Genomic DNA, 19,553 nt, shown 5'->3' on the forward strand with positions numbered 1-19,553 from the left:
TTTCGTATCTGATTAACATCATTTTCTCATACTGATATTTTATTCCACGCACCAGTTGCCATTCATTAGATAAGTACCCTCTCCATTCATCACATACCAAAGGTGTATTTTTTAGAAACTGGCATCAAATATGCTTCCCATTATTCAACGGTTATGTCGTAATTAATGGCATGGTTAGAGAGGAGAAGTGTATGAGCCATCTCTATAAGATTGAATCCTACAGTGAAGAAGCGGTCAGCTCGATTGCCCAGTTTATCCGTTCTAAAGGTGGAAGATGCTGTATTGCTGGTTTTGCCGTGATAACAAGCCACCCTTTTCAAGAGCGCGAGGCGTGGCGTTTACTGCCACTTGTCGGCAAAGTGACTGATAATGTAACCGATTGGGATACCAGCCTTTTTTATCGAAAATGTGATAATTAGCTCGTCAGGTCGGTGAACATCTTACCTAATTCACTGGCCTCTGCTTACTTAGCGACCGATTCTTTGATGTCATTTTATTGAGCCGAATTACGTTGATAACGCGTGGTTTTGCTGGATTTACGTGTCTTTCGTTTGAATGCAGGGCGCTCCACTTTAGGCAATGAGCGAAGCGACTCTGGCACTGCGCCCGATTTCGCCTGTTCCATGATCTGAATAATGCGCTCTTGCAGCACTTGCATAAAGGGTTGATACGCTTGCCCACGTTCAGCCATCGCTTGCAATTGATGCTCCCAATGGGCGGTCATATCAGGATAAGTTGATTCATTTGGCAGCGCATGAATTAAACCCCTTCCCGCTGGGGAGCTTAGAATCAGCTTACCTTGACGTGTTAAGAGTTGCCGCTTGAATAAAGTGTCAAGGATCCCCGCTCGCGTCGCTTCCGTACCCAAACCATCGGTTTCACGTAAGATTTTTTTCAGCTCTTTATCTTCAACATAGCGAGCAATTCCCGTCATCGCTTGTAGTAAAGTCGCTTCAGTAAAATGACGAGGAGGCTCGGTTTTTCGATCGTGAATCTCCCCTTCTCGACACGTCAGCACCGTCCCTTTACTCAGTGGTGGAACGGCATCGACTCCGTTCTCTTCTTCATCGACTTTGCCTAACAAACTCTTCCAACCGGTTTCAACCAGTTGTCGCCCTGACGCAACAAAAAAGCCACCCGCAATATCAAACACCAGCTTGGCTTCCGCGTACACGGCAGCGGGATAAAATTGCATCAAGTATTGGCGCGCAATCAATTGGTATATTTTCATCTCATTTCCCGACAAGGCATTGACGGATGCCTGCTTTGGCGTGGGAATAATGGCATGGTGCGCGTCCACTTTCTTATCGTTCCATGCTTTGGATTTAAGAGATAAGTTTGCGCCACTGACCGCCGTTAACAACTCTTTGGCGTTGCACGCGATAGCTTGAGTTACTGACGAAGCTTGAGCGTAATGTTCTTGTGGTAAGTAACGACAATCTGAACGCGGATAGGTGATTAATTTATGCTTCTCATACAGAGATTGGCAAGTGTCTAACACTTGCTGGGCGCTCATTGCAAAGCGCTTCGCTGCATCAATTTGCAGTGCAGATAAGGAATAAGGTAACGGCGCGGCTTGCTTAGTTTGCTTTTGTTCGGCTTCAATCACTGTGGCGGGTTGCCCTGCGATGCGCTGTGCGACATTTTCCACCAACTTGCGGTTTAAGACTCGCCCTTCTTCATCTTGCCACGGCTGGCAAGCATCGCTGGGTTTCCAGCGCGCACGGATATCAAACGCCACTTGATCAGTTTGATAAGGGATTAACGCATGTAATGTAAAATAGTCTCGCGGGATGAAATTTTCTATCTCCTCATCCCGACGTACCACAAGCCCTAGAATAGGAGTTTGTACCCGTCCAACCGACAAGACACCTTGATAGCCCGCTTTCTGCCCCAGCAAAGTATAAGCCCGTGACATATTCATGCCATACAACCAATCGGCTCTTGAACGCGCGAGCGCTGAAACCGATAAAGGGATGAATTCGCGGTTACTGCGCATCTGTTTCAGTGCACGCTGCACGGCTGGAAGGTTTAAATCGCTGATCAGTAGCCGCAATGCTTGCTCTTTTTTACTTTGGCTTACTTTGCAATAATCAATCACTTCATCAACTAATAGTTGCCCTTCGCGATCCGGGTCTCCTGCATGGATAATTTGCGATGCTTCTTTCAAAAGCTGACGAATCACAGTCAACTGTTTGCTCGATGTTTTGCGCGGTCTAAGCTGCCACTGTGAAGGAATGATAGGTAAGTCGAGTAAATTCCACTTTTTATAGCGTTCATCATAAACATCCGGCTCAACTTGCTCGAGTAAATGCCCAATACACCAAGTAACGATGTCACCATTCGCACAACGAATGAAACCTTGATCTTTCTTGTGTGGTTTCGGCAGAGCATCGGCTATAGCGCGCCCTAAGCTGGGCTTTTCAGCAATGAATAAACGGGTCATAAACTCAAATCAACGCAAAAAAATAAGGCCACATTAACCAATGTGACCTTAATAAATCAAGAAAAACTGTTATTTTATACAGTATTACTCTTCATTGCCTGCACGTGCAGCGGCTTCTTTCACTAAAGGTTGCAGTTCGCCTTTTTGGAACATTTCGATAATGATGTCACAACCACCAATCAACTCACCTTCAATCCACAATTGTGGAAAAGTAGGCCACTGTGCGTATACAGGCAGCTCAGCGCGGATATCTGGGTTTTGCAGAATATCCACATAAGCAAATTTCTCACCGCAAGCCATCAAAGCCTGCGCAGCTTGAGAAGAGAATCCGCAACTTGGTAGCTTAGGAGAGCCTTTCATATATAGCAGAATGGCATTTTCTTCAAGTTGCTGTTTAATTTTATCAATAGTTTCCATTGCTTCCTCTTAATGGGGATAGTGCGGTTTGTTACTGACATTCTAAATCATTAATAGAGAATAAAAAGCACATATTATTTATGGATATCCTGCCTATACAACAATTTTCAATATTAGGACTTTTAATAAAGTAAAAACTTGCTAAAATACCTTCAAGTCAGTCGTATCGACGAATATCATTATAATATCTGGAAGCTACTGAAAGAGACTTTCACTCTTTCTACACAACGGAGAATCGAGCAATGTCATTCGAATTACCAGCTTTGCCTTACGCTAAAGACGCTCTAGAACCACACATTTCAGCCGAAACACTAGATTTCCACCACGGTAAGCACCACAACACTTACGTTGTGAAGCTTAACGGCCTTATCCCTGGCACTGAATTTGAAGGTAAATCTCTCGAAGAGATCATCAAAACTTCAACTGGTGGCGTGTTTAATAACGCCGCTCAAATTTGGAACCACACCTTCTATTGGCACTGCCTTGCACCAAATGCAGGTGGCGAACCAACAGGTGCCGTTGCAGACGCAATCAACGCCGCATTTGGTTCTTTTGAAGCTTTTAAAGCAAAATTCACTGACTCAGCGATCAATAACTTTGGTTCATCTTGGACTTGGTTGGTGAAAAATGCGGATGGTTCTTTAGAGATCATCAACACTTCAAATGCAGCCACACCACTGACTCACGAAGGTGTAACTCCGCTACTGACGGTTGATCTGTGGGAACACGCTTACTACATCGATTACCGTAACCTACGCCCTGACTACATGAATGGTTTCTGGGCACTGGTTAACTGGGCATTCGTTGCAGAAAACCTAGCAAAATAACCTTTTCCCCTTGGATTGGTATTTAGTCATATGAAAAGCCTGCTTTATCGCAGGCTTTTTTGTTATTTTATCTAAAGTTATCTGCTTTCTCGCCGCTAAAAGTGCATCGGTTGGAGAGGCAAATGCAAGTACATACATTAGATAAAGCCAGTATTATAAACGAGCTTCAATTTGGCTCGGGGCTAAGCCATGCTGTTCAGCAAGGACGCCGTGCGGACTTTGCACTCATACTGTCGATGTTTTCTAACGATGTACGCGACAACACTCCTGTTGAACGTATTGAAAACCCACCCACTAGCGATGAATTGTTACGTAAGCGATTTGAGCTTACGGAGCCTCAAGCACTGCGTTCCGATCAAAGCTCTTACGCTGTTTCAGCAAAACAGGCCGAGCTTTTCCATCACGGAGGACTCGCCAGTGCGAAACTCAGCCACTACTTGACTCCTGAAGTACTCGCCTATTTGCCTGAAGATACGCATGATTTACCCGAAGAGGTATATCTTAATCTGTCAGGACATGAGCGAAGGCATCTTGCCTCCCCCTCAAACGTTGAGCTCTTAGTTGCCGATCTGTCGGTTCAACTCACCGTTGCCCACCGGCGAGATCAGATCCGCACCCAAGTTTGATGTCTTGTATGTAACACAAAACGACATTCTCTAGATCAGAATGTGAGTATGACCAAAAAAAACACATACCACGCTCGCTTAGGCTGAGTAATTTGATGTTATTCACACCCTACCCACAGTTAATCAACCATCCTATTGAGACTAAATCCCGCTACAACAATAAAACAAACAATAGGGTGAGGCACCCAATGGATATAAAAAGTGCAATAATATTAATCACTTCAGCAAGTTCGATGCTTGGTAGCACGCTGGCCGTTCATTTCGCACATTTAGGTGCAAAAATTATTTTGTGTGACCAAGACAAATTTGGGTTAATGGAAACCTTTGCTCGTTGCAAAACGATCTCTCAGGATGTTCATTATTACCACACACCAGATTACTCTTTAGAAACGATCCATCGGCTGTTCGATTTTATTGATCAAACCTATCATGGGGCACCGGATGTACTGGTCAATAATTGGCCAAATGCATCCCTCCCCCCCTTGATAGGTGAACAACGAGCTGAAGTCTTTCTTCAGAAGCTCGCCATGATGGCCTCAACTTTATTCACTTTTGGTCAAGCCAGTGCTGAGCGAATGCGTATTAACAACAAACCAGGTGTGATTGTGAACGTCATTTCTCAAAATGATGAGTATGACCTAGCGGGAATTGAAAATGCGAATTCTATGGTTTCTGGTTTCACGCAGAGTTGGGCAAAAGAACTAACCCCTTTCAACATAAGGGTCGGAGGCGTAGTGCCTAGCGCAAAAGGTGATGTAGATGAGAAGCCCCATTGGGCTGAGCTGCAAGATGAATTGATCCGCAATACGGAATACATCGTCGCTAACGAATACTTTAGCGGACGTGTGATGTCGGCCTAGCTAGCAGTACAAGGCCGACCTACATGAGTATGATTAAAACCCTTCTTCCAGATAATCGTCGAGATACTCTTCTTCCGATTCATCATACGTTTGGGTATCAATTTCTGCTTTAAAATCTTGGCGTTGTAAATAAACATCGCGAGTTAATGAGTATGGATCTGGGGAGTTTTCCAACGTCACTTCTTGGGGAACGAGCCTTGCTCGGGTCTCCAATCCTTCCAGAGCCCATTTGCCTAGGCCAGCCCAGACATTGAGATAAGAAAGTGGTACATACAAGCCATCCACAACATCTGTGGTTTCTCGAATCGTGTAGGGCCCGTATCCAGGAATCATTAAATATGGACCATTACCAACACCATAATGGCCTACCGCATCACTAAACGCTTTTTCATTGTGTTTGGTGATGCCCGCTTCTGACGCAATATCAATCATCCCAAACAGGCCTAAGGTGCTATTAATCCAAAAGCGGTTAAAGTGGTCAACGGCTTTCGTGCCATTACCCATCAATATGTTGTTGATAATGCTTGAAGGTTCATCAAGGTTTGACAAAACATTGGCGATCGTTTTTCTAATGGGGTGTGGAATGTAATCCACGTAGGCAATCGCAACAGGGCGAACCAAGTATGGATCGATATAATCGTAGTTGATTGTCCACATTGATCGGTTAAAAACCTCAAAAGGATCGCCCGACTGCGTTTGCTTTGATTCGGCTGACGTTGAATCCGGAGCGCTTGCACACCCTGCTAATACGAAAAGGAACAGCATAGGGCATATCAGTCGGGATAGGCGGCTTATCATTATTTATTTCCATGTATAAAGGCCGATGAGACATCGGCCTATCAATACGTTAATTGTATATAAGTGCTATTAATACTGCTTATTGATCACAACTTCAACAGGTTGACCGAGACTCATGGGAGCACTTTCACCAAACCAATCACCTTGTTTGGTTGAAACATTACCATCCGTATCCAAGCGTACTCGAACAATAAGCTGTGCAAGGTCGGATAACTTCCGACCCTGAACCATGCTATTGCTATCATCTAACACAACCTTAATAGGGAATTGAGTCAGTGGATAACGCGCTGCGGCAACAGGCATAGGTGCACCATCGGAACTGTGCACAGAGACTATGAGTACTGCATTTTGTTCAAGAGTCACACCATCACCGAGTGAGATGGTGACAGGAACCATTTTCCCATCGATAGCTTTAGGCTGCATTTTGCTTTGTGCTCTTTCAATACTGCGCGAAAGCATCTCATAACGGCTATCTTCAGGGCCAATCATCTGCTGCATTAATCGCCAATACTTCATCGCCGCTGGGTAATCCTGGCGTTCAAACGCATCAAACGCAAGTAGTGAAAACACGCGTAGATCAACATAATCTTGTTGTACTAATGCCGTTAAAATTTCACGTGCTTGATTTTGGTCGAGCTCATCTTGTGACAACATTAATGCTTGCGCATAGCCCAACTTCACATCTGCATCTTTTGGATCTAACGCATACGCTTTTTTCATTGAGCCAATCGATGTTTCTATATCTCTGTTAGCAAGTCCAATACGTCCAAGCAGCAACCACCCGGTCGCATCTTGAGGCTGATAATGCAGACGAGTGCGCAGCGCCAGTGTGAGATCATTCATCTCATCATCACTTAAGGCAGCACCTTCTGGTGACATCATTTTTTTTGAGAGTGCAGGTAAGTTAGCGTTCACTTGCTGCCACTGCTCTACTTGACTAGCCGCGCCAAATTTTAGGTAAAAGCCATAGCTTAAGATGACGACCAATAAAATCGAGGGGATCAAAACAACCATCGGTGACACATGTGAAGAATTTCCTTGCACCGATTGCGCAGGAATATCATCCAATAGCGACTGTTTCAGATCAGCAATCAGCTCTTGTTCGCTGTCAACCAACCCTTCTTGCGTCTCTTCGTGTAACTCTGCAAGGCGGTTTTTAAAGATCGCTTTGTTCAATTCGTCACGCAGCGCTGCATCGTTGTTCACTCTGTTTTTGAGGATCGGCAGTGCAATGAAGACACAACCAAAGAAGGTCAGAATGAGGGTAGATAACCAAAAAAACGTCATTATTGTTTGTCTCCATGCTTCTCATCATCAACCGCGTCTTCGGCGAGCAACTGATTTAATCGCTCTTCCTTTTCGGCATCCCAAACTTCACCATTTTGAGCGGTTGATGCTTTACGACGTTTGCTGCGTAATACAATAAAACCAAAACCCAGGAACACCACACTCAAAGGACCTAGCCATAAGATGGAAGTCGCCAAAGTCAGCGGTGGATTATAGGTCACAAAGTTGCCGTAACGTGCAATCATGTAGTCAACAATGTCTTGTTCAGACTTACCTTGTTTGGTCATTTCATAGACTTTATTACGTAAGTCCTGTGCTAATGCAGCATTTGAGTCGGCAATAGTATTGTTTTGACACTTTGGACAACGCAATGTATTGCTCAACTCTTTGAATTGCTGCTCTTGCTGTGGATTATCAAACTCGTACACTTCAATTGCAGATTGCACAGAAAATACCAAAGCAAAGCTAGCAATGATCGATAATATAAAACGCTTCATTACTTCGCTTCCTCTAGAAGTTTCTGATACATAGGTTGCAAAGTTGTTTGCCAATTGGTTGGATTAACATCCCCCACATGGCGGTAACGAATAACACCGTTGGCATCAATGAGAAAGGTTTCCGGCGCACCGTAAACGCCGAGATCTAACCCTAACATACCATTACCATCGAACAGGCTGATCAAGTAAGGATTACCTAGCTCATTTAACCATTGAACCGCTTTATCTCTTTGATCTTTATAATTTAAGCCTATAATTTTTACACCATCACCCGCCAACCGATTGAGATATTGATGTTCGGCATAGCAGGTCGGGCACCAAGTTGCCCAGACGTTCAGCAGCAAAGGCTCGCCTTTAAATATCGCTTGGTCGTACAGCTTGCCGGGTTCGGCTAAATCTTCCAAACGAAATTCAGGCACAGACTTACCAATCAGAACCGACTCCAATTTTGTGGGATCATCACCTTCGGTATTTTTGACCAACTGAGTAACAAACACGGCAACTAGACCAAGAAAAGCCACCAATGGAATAAATAGAATTTTCTTGTTCATCTACGCCTCCTGTTGGGAGCTTTTTCTAAAGCGGTAGCGTTTGTCACTGATGGCTAACGCACCACCTAATGACATCAATAAAGCACCAGCCCAGATCCAACGTACAAATGGTTTGTAATAAATTCGGATCGCCCATGAACGACCATCTTCTAATCGCTCACCCATTGCAATGTACAAATCGCGAGTGATGCCACGATCGATGGCCGCTTCAGTCATCATTGACTTGGCAGTACGATAAAAGCGTTTTTCCGCATGGAGTGTATTCACGTATTGCCCATCCTGCGTAATTTCAAAATCGGCAATATAACCATCATAGTTCGGGCCATCTTTATCTCTTAACCCTTTGAAATAAAAGTTATATTGTTGGATTTCAAAAGATTCCCCAGGTGCTAGACGAACATCACGCTCGATACTGTAGTTTTGCACCATCGCAATACCAATCACAGTAACGGCAAGACCAACATGGCCTAACATCATGGCCCAGTGGCTACGTTGTAATTTAGTCACCCCTATCATGAAGCTATGACGATGTGTCGCACGTTGGTGCAACTCGACAACGTGTAGCAAGATGATCCAAAACGCCATGACCCAGCCGATAAATGCCATCAAGCTAAAGCGTTCAGCTAGCAGGTACACCATAACCGCCGAAAGAATCAACGCCATCAGGCCACAAATCAACATCGGTTTCAAAAGCTTGGAAAAATTATCGCGCTTCCAACGGATCAGTGGACCGATCCCCAGCAAAAATGCAAATGGCACCATTAGCCATGCAAACAGCATGTTGAAGAAAGGCGCTCCTATTGATACGGAACCAAGGCCAATCTGCTTGTGGATTAAAGGTAACAAGGTGCCAACCAACACCACCACCAATGCCGCGATTAATAAGATGTTGTTGGAGAGCAGCGCATTTTCACGCGAGATCAATTCAGCATTGCCACGGACGCGCACTGCCGCACCTTTAACGGCAAACAATAGCAGTGAGCCACCGATGACAAACACCAAAAACCCAAGGATAAACAGGCCACGAGCGGGATCGGATGCAAATGCGTGTACCGAAACCAAAATACCAGATCGCACTAAGAATGTGCCCAGTAAACTGAGCGAAAATGCTGAAATTGCCAGTAACACTGTCCAAGCTTTGAATGTGCCACGTTTTTCTGTCACAGCAAGTGAGTGCATCAATGCCGTTCCCGCAAGCCATGGCATAAACGACGCGTTTTCTACTGGATCCCAGAACCACCAGCCACCCCAGCCAAGTTCGTAGTAAGCCCACCACGAACCTAGCGCGATACCTAATGTCAAAAATAACCACGCCGCAGTTGTCCAAGGACGAGACCAACGGGCCCATGCAGTATCCAAACGCCCAGTCATCAAAGAGGCTATCGCAAATGAGAATGCGACTGAAAAACCAACATATCCCATGTATAACATGGGTGGGTGAATGATTAGCCCAGGATCTTGTAGCAGCGGGTTTAAGTCACGACCATCAATTGGGAAATAGGGTAAGGTGCGTAAAAATGGATTCGAAGTCACGATGACAAACAGCAAGAATCCAACGCTGATCAGCCCCATAACAGATAAGACTCGCGCCACAGATTCTTGAGGCATACCACGGCTAAAGGTAGCCACCGCCACAGTCCATCCCGCTTGAATTAAAACCCACAGCAATAATGAACCTTCATGCGCCCCCCACACCGCTGTTAGACGGTAATACCAGGGTAATTGACTATTCGAATTACTCGCCACGTATTGTACCGTGAAGTCATTGACATAAAATGCCCACAGCAAAATGCTAAATGAGACCAATAGCAATGAAAACATTCCCCATGCTAATGGCCGCGCAGTATTCATCAGCATAGTATTGTTTTTAGAAGCACCAACAAGTGGAAGTAAGCTGAGTAATATGGCCAGCCCAAGTGAAACAATAAGGGCAAAATGTCCTATTTCAACAATCATTGAGCACTTCCTTGTTTTTGTTCCGAGCTATAGGTTAACGGCTCATGCGTTTTCTTCATTGCTTCAGCAATTTCCGGTGGCATATAGTTTTCATCATGCTTGGCTAGCACTTCAAACGCTTCCACTGTGGTGGCATCTTTCAATACGCCTTGCGCAACAATACCCTGACCTTCTCTAAACAAGTCGGGTAAGATGCCTTCATATTCGACCGTCACATTTGGACCAACATCGTGGAGCTGAAATCTTACTTTTAGTGACCCCGGATCTCTTTTCACAGAGCCCACCACCACCATGCCGCCAATGCGTAGCCGTTGACCCACTTCTGGCTTTGTCCCATCGGGTTTACCGTGTACAAGCTCGGTCGGCGTATAGAAAAGGTCCATATTTTGATTGAGTGCATACAACATCAAACCAATGGTGGCACCAGCCCCAATAATCAATGCCAAAATAATGGTGAGTCTTTTTTTACGTCTTGGGGTCATAAGGTGTTCTCCATATGCTTTGCAGCATCAATTCTGGCTTGGCGTGCAACCTTTGCTTGCACATCTTGCAACAAGGTTTTGCCACGCTTGATGCTGAGCATCAGTAAAATAAACATGGATAAAAAGGTAATGCCAAATGCACTCCATACATAGGCGGAGTAACCGCCCATCGCCAAGAAATCACTCAAAGAGTCAAAATGCATGATCAGTTACCTTTCTGTGTTTGAAGGGTTGCCAATTCGATAACCCAAGGGCGATGGCTCTCTTTACTGATAATTTCATTGCGTAAGCGGACCATAGTGACCGCAGCAAAAAAGAAAGCAAAACCAAAAATATTGAGCAGCAATGGCCACAACATGTCACTGGATATGGAAGGCTTTTCAAATTTAGTAATCGTGGCACCTTGATGCAGGGTATTCCACCACTCAACGGAGAAATGAATGATAGGTAGATTGATCACACCAACGATGGCCAGCAGACCTGCGGCTTTTGCGGCTGTTTTTTGATCATCGAAAGCGTGGTAAAGCGCAATCACTCCCAAATAGAGAAACAGTAAAATGAGCTCAGACGTCAGACGAGCATCCCATACCCACCAGGTACCCCACATCGGTTTGCCCCAAATTGCTCCAGTAATTAACGCAATAAACGTAAATACCGCACCGATGGGCGCCATTGCAGCAGCGGCCATGTCTGACAGTTTTAATTGCCAAACTAGACCAATGAAAGCCGCAATCGCCATCGACATATAAATGCCCATTGACCAAATGGCGGAAGGGACATGAATGTAAATGATTCTGAAGCTGTCGCCTTGTTGATAGTCTGCCGGAGCATAAGCTAAACCAAGGATATTACCGACTACCAGGCATAAGATAGCGAGCCCTGCAAACCAAGGCAGGAACTTTCCACATAGCCGATAGGCGGATTCAGGCTTTGCATAGGGATGGAGCCATTTCCACATTGTATTGTCTCACTCTTACTTCATTGCTTCTGAGCATGTGTCTGCTCAGTTTATTGTGTTGTTGATACGCAACGCTCAAATGCATTGCTGAAAATATCGTTCGTACTTAATTTAGTTAACGCTGACTCTCAATGCTGCGCTAATAGCAAATGGAGTTAATGTTATCGCGCCCATAAACATTGCCCCCAAAACAGCCAATTGACCGTTGTAGAGCATGCCAAGCGATGCTGCATCAATAGCTGATGTAGCGAAGATTAAAATCGGGATATACAAGGGTAAGACCAGTAGGCTCAGCAACACGCCACCTTTTTGCAAGCCTACGGTCAATGCAACACCAATAGCACCGATAAAACTCAACGTTGGCGTGCCAATGAACAAAGTCAATACAACTGCAAGCCACGTATTAAAATCTAATGACAATAATACGGCTAACAATGGGCTAATTAAAATTAAAGGCAGTCCAGTCAATAACCAATGAGCCACGACTTTTGAAATAACGACTATGGGTAATGGCACTGGGATCAGCATCATTTGTTCAAGTGACCCGTCTTGAAAATCATCGCGAAACAGACGCTCAAGTGATAGTAGCGCCGACAGTAACGCCGCAACCCAAACAATACCTGCAGCGATACGGGCGAGCAAAGCAGGCTCTGGGCCGATACTCAGCGGGAATAGGGTGATCACTATGATAAAAAACCACAGTGGATTAAAAATATCGGCTTGACGTCGAAAGGCGATCAATAATTCACGACGGATGATCATCCCCATGGTCACGATCATGACTCATGCCCCAATTTAATTTTTCGCAATTGCGGATAGTTAGCAAACATATCTTGGTGTGTGGTCAATACAACAATGCCACCTTGTTGCGCATGCGCTAGAAATAAGGCTTCCAACACTTTGACACCCTGCTTATCAATCGCAGTTAACGGTTCATCTAAAATCCACAACTTTTGTTGACTGAGCCACAAACGAGCCAGCGCAACTCGGCGCTGTTGTCCGGCAGAAAGCTGGCCTGCAGCCACGTCTTCTCGGCCAGCTAAACCCACTTTAGCCAAGGCTTGATATATCTCTTGAGAAGACGATTCTGCATTATGCACTGATTGATAAAAATGAAGATTCTCGAATGCCGTCAAATCGCGCTTAACCCCAGTTTGATGACCAAGAAACAGTAAATCTTGGTGGTAATCATCACGATTAGACTCAATATTCATGCCATTCCACAAAATAGAACCATCCTCTCTATCACCTAACCCGGTAATAATTCGTAGTAAGGTCGTTTTACCTGTGCCGTTCCGTCCTTCAATCTGCACCAATTCGCCAGCATGAATCACAAAGCTAAGTGCTTCAAACAGAACTCTTTCATCACGAATTGCGGTCAGGTTATTTACTTCAAGCATGTGCATCTAAATCGAGAAATTTGAGCCGCTATATTAGCACACCACACCTAAGACAAAACATAATAAGACTATTACCAGTCACGAAACTAGGTAAGAAACTGTTAATTTTTAATTATTTTCTGTCTCATTTACTACTTTATGGTTACATTTAACCACATTCAAAACTAGAGAGGGAAGCCATTGGCTTCCCTCTCTAGTTTCGCTCTTTCGACTATTTTTTTGCAGGTCGCCTCGTACTTTGCACCGGCTCGCGACCTTCCGGGTGACTACTCAGTGGCGGGATGCTTTCATGCCCTGCAATTTTCTTCTGCAAGGACATCATCAACTCAGCTTCAGCTTTAGGTAGCTCACACTCTTTAATAAGCTCATTGATGTCAGCACCGAGTTGGACCATTTTTGTCGCTCGGCTGTATAAACGCCCATCCGTATCAACATGTTCCAATTCAGTAATTCGCTCGTTTAAATGCTGGATGAGATCCTGCTGATCCGTCACTTTTTGGCCAAGACCAATAGCAACTGAGCGTATTTCCAACAGCTGTCTATTCGCCTTTTGCAACTCCTTATCTAACGATCGGGCTTGTTGTCTTTGGTGATCAATCTGTTGGGCAAGTCCCTGACGTACACGAAGTAACACCAGCAACAAAAATACAACAACAAAAACCGCGCTCCCTATAAGAATAACAGGAGCACTGAACAACATAGCTTCGCTCATTATAGGTGGACCATCTCGTCCCACTCGTCTTCAGTTAGCAGTTTATTCAGGTCAACAAGGATCAATAGCTTACCGTCACGGTTGCTCACGCCTTGGATAAACTTAGCGCTCTCATCAGTACCAACACTTGGTGTAGTATCGATTTCAGAAGAACGTAGGTAAACTACTTCCGCAACGCTATCGACTAAAATACCAATCACTTGGCGCTCAGATTCAATCACAATAATGCGTGTATTATCCGTGATTTCACCTTGCATTAAGCCAAAACGAGATCGTGTATCAATGACGGTCACAACATTACCACGTAGGTTAATGATGCCAAGAACATAATCAGGAGCACCTGGTACCGGTGCAATTTCTGTATAGCGGAGTACTTCACGTACCTGCATTACATTAATTCCGTATGTTTCTTCTTCTAGTTGGAACGTCACCCACTGAAGCACTTCGTCGTTAGACTTGTCTTTTCTTACTTCTACTTCGTTAGTCTGAGACATACCTTTTCCTCTCTAAGTCGATTCCGACATCAATGTATTATTATTTCTCTAGTGCTTTTACATCAAGCCCTGCATTAAGCATAGCTATCAATGCTTCAACATGGATCAAAGCACACATTTTTTCTTTTACCATTCCAGCAAGCCACGGCCTTTTGCCTGCCTGTTCTCGCCAGCGGACCTTCTCTGAGCTTAGCAATTCTGTACCCATAAGCTGAGTACTTGCTAACCCCCACATACTGTCACCAAGCATGACGATGTATTGATAACCTTCTTTGTAGCTATCATCATGGAGCTTTTCTGCCATTACCCATTTTGCCGTATCGACAACATCTAGCTGATTATCTTTATTCGTTTGCAGTCCAAGGTACCAAGCAGGTCGACCGATTAAATGATTGAGCGTTGCCATACGGTGGATCCCCCCAAGTTCATCAAGAGGCACCGCAAACGTCACGCCATTCACTTCAAAATAGAGCACTTGAAAATCTCGTGTTCTCGCAGTGCTTTGCCATGTACCAATTCCAGAGTAGCCCGCTTGCGTTTCAAGTTCGACTTCAGCCGTCGGTTGCTCAACCACTTCCACGTCAACAGCAAATTCTTCAACAGTGTCTGCCGCAGTCAGAATTTCAACTTCAGGTTCTGTTTCCAAGGTATCGGCGGGAATATCCCATTCTTGGATCTCTTCAACAATTTCAGTCACTGGTTGAGTTTTTAAAGCGATCTGAACGGTGTTTTGCTCCATGATCTCTTCCAGCTCTAACTCTGCCACTGGATTACTTGATTCTAGCTGGCTTAATAAGCGCTGCACATCATCTAAATTCGGCAGCTCAAACTCAACCACTTCAGCATGGTAATAACTTTTTTCCGGTACAGATTGCACCGATGTCGAAAGCGCTAACTCAGGTTCAGCAAGGGACAATTCTTTTTGCTCTTCCGCTTTCAGCTCAAGTTCAATCGCTTCTTCATCTAGTAACGCTGTAAAGTAGTCATCGAGTGCTTGTTCACTGGATAAAAATGGCCCACTACTCATCAATAGCTAGCCTCTCTAAATAAATCAGCAACTGTTTATAAGCAAAAACACCACGGCTACCTTCAGCAAAATGAGAAGCAGGCAAGCGCTTTAAACTCGCATCACGAAACTTGGTGTCTATAGGTACAGCAGAGCTCCAAACTTGCTCTGGGTAATCTTTTTTAAGTTGATTCAGCGTTTGCAAAGAAGCCCGGGTTCGCTTGTCGTACATAGTCGGTACGATAGTCACTTTAAACGATCGACTACGAGATTTTTGCATGATGGCTAAGGTGCGAATCATCCTTTCGAGCCCTTTCATAGCCAGAAACTCAGTCTGCACTGGAATTAAGATACGATCGCTGGCGGCCAATGCATTAACCATCATTACCCCTAAGATTGGAGGACAGTCGATCAATACGTAGTCATAATTATGGCGCAATGCAAGAAGCGCACGTTTCAAAATCAGCCCCATTCCACTGCGGTTGCCCATGACTCTATCTAAAGTGGCTAGAGACATATGGGCAGGGATGAGATCAATGCCTTCAACATCGGTTTTTAGGATAAGAGGGGTAACGCTTTGCTCTGTTAACTCACGTTGCTGAAATAGGTCAAACAGGCTGACGGGCACGCCATCAGAATCATAACCTAAGTATGTAGTAAGCGAGGCGTGAGGGTCAGTATCGACCAACAGCACTCTTTTGCCTTGCTGACTTAGCAAACCGGCAAGCGTAATCGTTGTGGTTGTTTTACCCACACCGCCTTTTTGGTTTGCAATACTCCATACAATCATTGAACTTCCTTTATGCGAGGCCAACTTCAACTAACATTCGTTCTGATATACGCTCTAACGGTAAATCTTCAGACGAGATCCCCGCTTTTGCGACAGCTTGCGGCATGCCATACACCACGCAACTTTCTTCATCCTGAGCCCAAATGGTTGCCCCTGCGGCTTGTAACATTCGAGCCCCTTCACGACCATCGGCTCCCATACCAGTCAATATCATTGACAGCACTTTATCTGCATAGATCTTAGCCGCAGAACCGAATGTTATATCAACACACGGCTTATAATTCATACGTTCGCCACCATCGATAATGCGCAATTTTGCACTACCCGGACGGCCCTCAATCATCATCTGTTTACCACCCGGAGCCAAGTAAGCAACGCCTGGGCGCAATGCATCGCCATCTTCTGCTTCTTTCACTTCAATTTTACACAGTGAGTTGAGCCGGTTTGCAAATGCAGCAGTGAAAGTGGCTGGCATGTGTTGAATGAGTACGATCGGATGCGGATAATTCGCAGGTAACTTCGTCAATATTTTTTGTAACGCAACCGGGCCCCCTGTAGAGGTACCGATAGCGGTCAACTGATATTTTTTACCTGTAGCTTTAAAGCGAGCCAATGTGCTCATTGATTTCGGCGCAGGGGAACTCGCCGTTGTAGCTGCTGTTCTATTAGCAAACGGCGACGATGTGCTCGGCACTGGGCGTGAAACCAAAGGTCTTCTCAGCATCCCTTTTTTCGACGCGATTTGAATAACCCGTTGTTGTAATAAAGCGACAGCCTCATCACGGTTACGAGCAATATCTTCAAACTTTTTCGGTAAGAAATCTAACGCTCCAGCATCTAAAGCATCTAGCGTTGCTTTGGCACCATCATGAGTCAGCGATGAGAACATCAAGATTGGGATCGGGTTCGCAGCCATAATTTCACGGACAGCAGTAATGCCATCCATAACTGGCATCTCAATATCCATTGTGATGACATCAGGCTTTAAGATTCTCGCTTTTTCTACGGCTTCTTTACCGTTAGTTGCAACATCAATCACTTCTAGACGGGTGTCAGAGTTAATAATTTCACTCACACGCCGTCTAAAAAAGCTCGAATCATCAACGACTAATACTCTAATCGCCATGGGTGTCCTTATATTGTGTGCTCATTTAAATGCGGGAAGCAGCAGCATACTGCTTAAGCAAATCTGGCACATCTAGTATTAGTGCAATATGTCCATCGCTGGTAATCGTTGCCCCAGCCATACCCGGTGTTTTTTGAAGAAGCTTATCTAGTGGTTTGATTACCACTTCTTCTTGGCCAATTAAGGTATCAACCACAAAACCAACTCGCTGGCTACCAATCTGAACAATAACAACATGTCCATGACCTTTACGCAGTTCTATTTTACCTGCTTTAGGTGCTAGCCAATTCTGTAAGTAGAAGAGTGGTATCGATTTTTTACGTACTATGATGGTCAGTTGTCCATCAACGACGTTCGTCCGGCTAAGATCAAGGTGGAAAATTTCATTCACGCTCGCAAGTGGTAGAGCAAATGGATGCCCTGCGACCCCAACCATCAATGTCGGTAAGATAGCGAGTGTTAGCGGCACTTTGATCGTAATCTTAGTCCCTTTGCCCATCTCAGAATCGATGTCAATTGAACCATTGAGTGTATTGATGGCTGTTTTTACAACATCCATCCCAACACCACGCCCAGAAATGTCTGAAATTTGCTCTTTACTGGAGAATCCCGCCATAAAGATTAAGTTGAAACACTCTTTATTGGAGAGACGCGACGCCGCATCTTCATCCATCATGCCTCGTTTAACCGCAATACTACGCAGCTTATCTGGGTCCATACCGCCGCCATCATCGACGATAGCTAGCTCAATATGATCACCTTCTTGCGAAGCTGAGAGTATGATTTTACCCGTGCTTGGCTTTCCAGATTTGCTACGCACATCAGGCATTTCAATGCCGTGGTCAACTGAGTTACGCACTAAGTGGATCAATGGGTCTGCAAGCGCTTCAACCAAGTTTTTATCAAGGTCTGTTTCTTCGCCCCGCATTTCAAGCACGATGTCTTTTTTCAGGGTACGTGCAAGGTCTCGAACCACGCGAGGGAAACGACCGAACACTTTCTTAATCGGTTGCATGCGCGTTTTCATAACAGCGCCTTGCAAATCCGCAGTAACTACATCAAGGTTAGCCACCGCTTTTGCCATCTCTTCGTCGTTGCTATTAAGCCCTAAACTCAGCAAGCGGTTACGCACTAGCACCAATTCGCCAATCATGTTCATAATGATGTCGAGCGTTGATGTATCAACACGGACTGTTGTTTCCGGCTGAGTTTGCGCTTTTTTAGCCACAGCAGGTGCTGATACTTCTTTTTTCTCAGCCACTGCAACCGGAGCTTTCGCCGGGGAAGAGGCGGCTGGAGCCGTTACTTTAGGCTGAGGAGCCGGTGTAGGTTTCGCCGCTTCAGCTTTCGGTTTTGCGGTCTCTGTTGGTTTTATAGGCTCTGCTGGCTTCACATTTTCAGAAGCAGGTCTGGTTGCCATTTCCAACTCTTCTGGCAATGGCCCTTTTCCTGAGCCATGCAGTTCGTCAAGAAGCTTTTCAAACTCCTCGTCCGTCATCAAATCATCGCCACCACCAGCAGAAGCTTTAGGTGCCGCTGTTGATTTAGGCGGAGTAGTTGGTTTCGCTGTAACCTCAGGAGCGGGTTCAACGGTTGGAGCTTTGCCTACGCCGTGCAGTTCATCAAGCAGCTTTTCAAATTCGTCATCCGTAATGTCACCACTAGCAGCCACTGATGCACTTGGGGCTTTAGGCGCTGGGGCCGCTGGTGCGGCATTTTCAGAATGAGCATTAGGCGCGGTGCCCTTGCCATGTAATTCGTCTAACAGTTTTTCAAATTCATCTTGCGTGATTTCATCGATAGAATTTGACGCGACAGCCTTTGAGGCCACTGGTTGAATGACTTCCGGTTCAGGCGCTTCGATAGCGGCCTCTTCCTCGACTTCAACTTCAGCAATAACAGGCTCCACTTCGTCAATTTCATCTTCAGAAGCAGGACGACACAATTTATGAAGTTCATCGAGTAGAGCGGGATCTGCAGGCTCTAAGGGTTCTTGATCTTGAACAGCGCGAAACTGTGCGTTAACGGTGTCTAAAGCTCGTAACATCGTATCCATCAAGCTCGATGTTACACTTCTTTGGCCATTGCGTAAGATATCAAATACGTTCTCGGCACCGTGGCACGTCTCAACCAGCTCGGTGAGGGCAAGAAACCCGGCCCCACCTTTAACGGTATGGAAACCGCGGAAAATCGCATTTAATAACTCCCTGTCTTCGGGGTTGTTCTCAAGTTCAACCAATTGCTCTGAGAGCAATTCGAGAATTTCACCTGCTTCAACCAAAAAGTCCTGAAGAATGTCGTCGTCTAATTCGTAGCTCAT

At 45.1% G+C, this 19,553-nt stretch carries 22 protein-coding genes; 4 read left to right on the forward strand and 18 right to left on the reverse strand.

The genetic code is table 11. The features are described 5' to 3' along the window. The first annotated feature begins 191 nt into the window (after positions 1-191). A complete protein-coding gene (locus tag AACT18_RS16390; protein WP_026028272.1) occupies positions 192-419 on the forward strand; it encodes a hypothetical protein in 228 nt (75 codons plus the stop codon). Positions 420-493: 74 nt separating this feature from the next. On the opposite strand, the gene AACT18_RS16395 is transcribed toward AACT18_RS16390, so the two are convergent. Both AACT18_RS16395 and AACT18_RS16400 read right to left on the reverse strand, forming a co-directional pair. Next, the gene (locus AACT18_RS16395; RefSeq protein ID WP_094125418.1) at positions 494-2,446 is read right to left on the reverse strand and encodes a DNA topoisomerase III; all 1,953 of its coding nucleotides are present in this window, start codon (positions 2,444-2,446) and stop codon (positions 494-496) included. A gap of 84 nt (positions 2,447-2,530) precedes the next feature. Then, positions 2,531-2,863, reverse strand: coding sequence for a Grx4 family monothiol glutaredoxin (locus AACT18_RS16400; RefSeq protein WP_010318865.1), 333 nt, complete (start codon positions 2,861-2,863; stop codon positions 2,531-2,533). 242 nt (positions 2,864-3,105) lie between these two features. Between AACT18_RS16400 and sodB the strand changes: the two genes are divergently transcribed. The 3 genes from sodB (at position 3,106) to AACT18_RS16415 (ending at position 5,176) form a co-directional block, all read left to right on the forward strand. Further along, positions 3,106-3,690: a superoxide dismutase [Fe] gene (gene sodB / locus AACT18_RS16405; RefSeq protein WP_010318866.1), complete on the forward strand. Its 585-nt coding sequence runs from the start codon at positions 3,106-3,108 to the stop codon at positions 3,688-3,690. Positions 3,691-3,812: 122 nt separating this feature from the next. After that, on the forward strand, positions 3,813-4,316 hold the full coding sequence (locus tag AACT18_RS16410) for a VC2046/SO_2500 family protein (protein ID WP_026028396.1): 504 nt from the start codon (positions 3,813-3,815) through the stop codon (positions 4,314-4,316). A gap of 233 nt (positions 4,317-4,549) precedes the next feature. Beyond that, positions 4,550-5,176, forward strand: coding sequence for an SDR family oxidoreductase (locus AACT18_RS16415; RefSeq protein WP_441351406.1), 627 nt, complete (start codon positions 4,550-4,552; stop codon positions 5,174-5,176). Positions 5,177-5,209: 33 nt separating this feature from the next. Here the strand turns inward: AACT18_RS16415 and AACT18_RS16420 are convergent, their stop codons facing one another. The 16 genes from AACT18_RS16420 to AACT18_RS16495 form a co-directional block, all read right to left on the reverse strand. Next, on the reverse strand, positions 5,210-5,974 hold the full coding sequence (locus AACT18_RS16420) for an MlaA family lipoprotein (protein ID WP_094125525.1): 765 nt from the start codon (positions 5,972-5,974) through the stop codon (positions 5,210-5,212). 69 nt (positions 5,975-6,043) lie between these two features. Beyond that, a complete protein-coding gene (ccmI, locus tag AACT18_RS16425) occupies positions 6,044-7,261 on the reverse strand; it encodes a c-type cytochrome biogenesis protein CcmI (protein WP_094125335.1) in 1,218 nt (405 codons plus the stop codon). After that, positions 7,261-7,758 (reverse strand): cytochrome c-type biogenesis protein, encoded by a 498-nt coding sequence (locus AACT18_RS16430; RefSeq protein ID WP_017042542.1) that lies wholly within the window; start codon positions 7,756-7,758, stop codon positions 7,261-7,263. Before AACT18_RS16430 ends, ccmI begins: the two co-directional genes overlap by 1 nt. Next, positions 7,758-8,309 (reverse strand): DsbE family thiol:disulfide interchange protein, encoded by a 552-nt coding sequence (locus tag AACT18_RS16435; protein ID WP_013856380.1) that lies wholly within the window; start codon positions 8,307-8,309, stop codon positions 7,758-7,760. The genes AACT18_RS16430 and AACT18_RS16435 overlap by 1 nt, the downstream gene beginning before the upstream one ends. Beyond that, entirely contained in the window at positions 8,310-10,265 is a 1,956-nt protein-coding gene (locus AACT18_RS16440; RefSeq protein WP_017045241.1) for a heme lyase CcmF/NrfE family subunit, read from the reverse strand. It lies immediately after the preceding gene. Beyond that, positions 10,262-10,747: a cytochrome c maturation protein CcmE gene (ccmE, locus tag AACT18_RS16445; protein WP_013856378.1), complete on the reverse strand. Its 486-nt coding sequence runs from the start codon at positions 10,745-10,747 to the stop codon at positions 10,262-10,264. The genes AACT18_RS16440 and ccmE overlap by 4 nt, the downstream gene beginning before the upstream one ends. Further along, positions 10,744-10,950: a heme exporter protein CcmD gene (gene ccmD / locus AACT18_RS16450; protein ID WP_064625743.1), complete on the reverse strand. Its 207-nt coding sequence runs from the start codon at positions 10,948-10,950 to the stop codon at positions 10,744-10,746. The genes ccmE and ccmD overlap by 4 nt, the downstream gene beginning before the upstream one ends. 2 nt (positions 10,951-10,952) lie before the next feature. Continuing rightward, a complete protein-coding gene (locus AACT18_RS16455) occupies positions 10,953-11,705 on the reverse strand; it encodes a heme ABC transporter permease (RefSeq protein ID WP_019280903.1) in 753 nt (250 codons plus the stop codon). A 111-nt stretch (positions 11,706-11,816) separates the two neighbouring features. Then, positions 11,817-12,485 carry a heme exporter protein CcmB gene (gene ccmB / locus AACT18_RS16460; RefSeq protein WP_013856375.1) on the reverse strand — a complete coding sequence of 223 codons (669 nt, stop codon included), beginning with the start codon at positions 12,483-12,485 and terminating at the stop codon, positions 11,817-11,819. Further along, complete coding sequence (ccmA, locus tag AACT18_RS16465) at positions 12,482-13,105, reverse strand: cytochrome c biogenesis heme-transporting ATPase CcmA (RefSeq protein ID WP_026027245.1); 624 nt, start codon at positions 13,103-13,105, stop codon at positions 12,482-12,484. Before ccmA ends, ccmB begins: the two co-directional genes overlap by 4 nt. Before the next feature lie 211 nt (positions 13,106-13,316). After that, positions 13,317-13,817, reverse strand: coding sequence for a DUF2802 domain-containing protein (locus tag AACT18_RS16470; protein WP_202598892.1), 501 nt, complete (start codon positions 13,815-13,817; stop codon positions 13,317-13,319). Continuing rightward, positions 13,817-14,311, reverse strand: coding sequence for a chemotaxis protein CheW (locus tag AACT18_RS16475; RefSeq protein ID WP_013856372.1), 495 nt, complete (start codon positions 14,309-14,311; stop codon positions 13,817-13,819). Before AACT18_RS16475 ends, AACT18_RS16470 begins: the two co-directional genes overlap by 1 nt. 40 nt (positions 14,312-14,351) lie before the next feature. Continuing rightward, a complete protein-coding gene (locus AACT18_RS16480) occupies positions 14,352-15,341 on the reverse strand; it encodes a chemotaxis protein CheW (protein ID WP_013856371.1) in 990 nt (329 codons plus the stop codon). Further along, positions 15,331-16,107 (reverse strand): ParA family protein, encoded by a 777-nt coding sequence (locus AACT18_RS16485; RefSeq protein WP_026027244.1) that lies wholly within the window; start codon positions 16,105-16,107, stop codon positions 15,331-15,333. The genes AACT18_RS16480 and AACT18_RS16485 overlap by 11 nt, the downstream gene beginning before the upstream one ends. A 10-nt stretch (positions 16,108-16,117) precedes the next feature. Next, the gene (locus AACT18_RS16490) at positions 16,118-17,233 is read right to left on the reverse strand and encodes a protein-glutamate methylesterase/protein-glutamine glutaminase (protein ID WP_094125773.1); all 1,116 of its coding nucleotides are present in this window, start codon (positions 17,231-17,233) and stop codon (positions 16,118-16,120) included. A 25-nt stretch (positions 17,234-17,258) separates the two neighbouring features. After that, positions 17,259-19,553 (reverse strand): chemotaxis protein CheA, encoded by a 2,295-nt coding sequence (locus AACT18_RS16495; protein WP_019281574.1) that lies wholly within the window; start codon positions 19,551-19,553, stop codon positions 17,259-17,261.

It is taken from the genome of Vibrio sp. V04_P4A5T148 (assembly GCF_963875605.1).
GTDB classification, from domain to species: Bacteria; Pseudomonadota; Gammaproteobacteria; order Enterobacterales; family Vibrionaceae; genus Vibrio; species Vibrio anguillarum.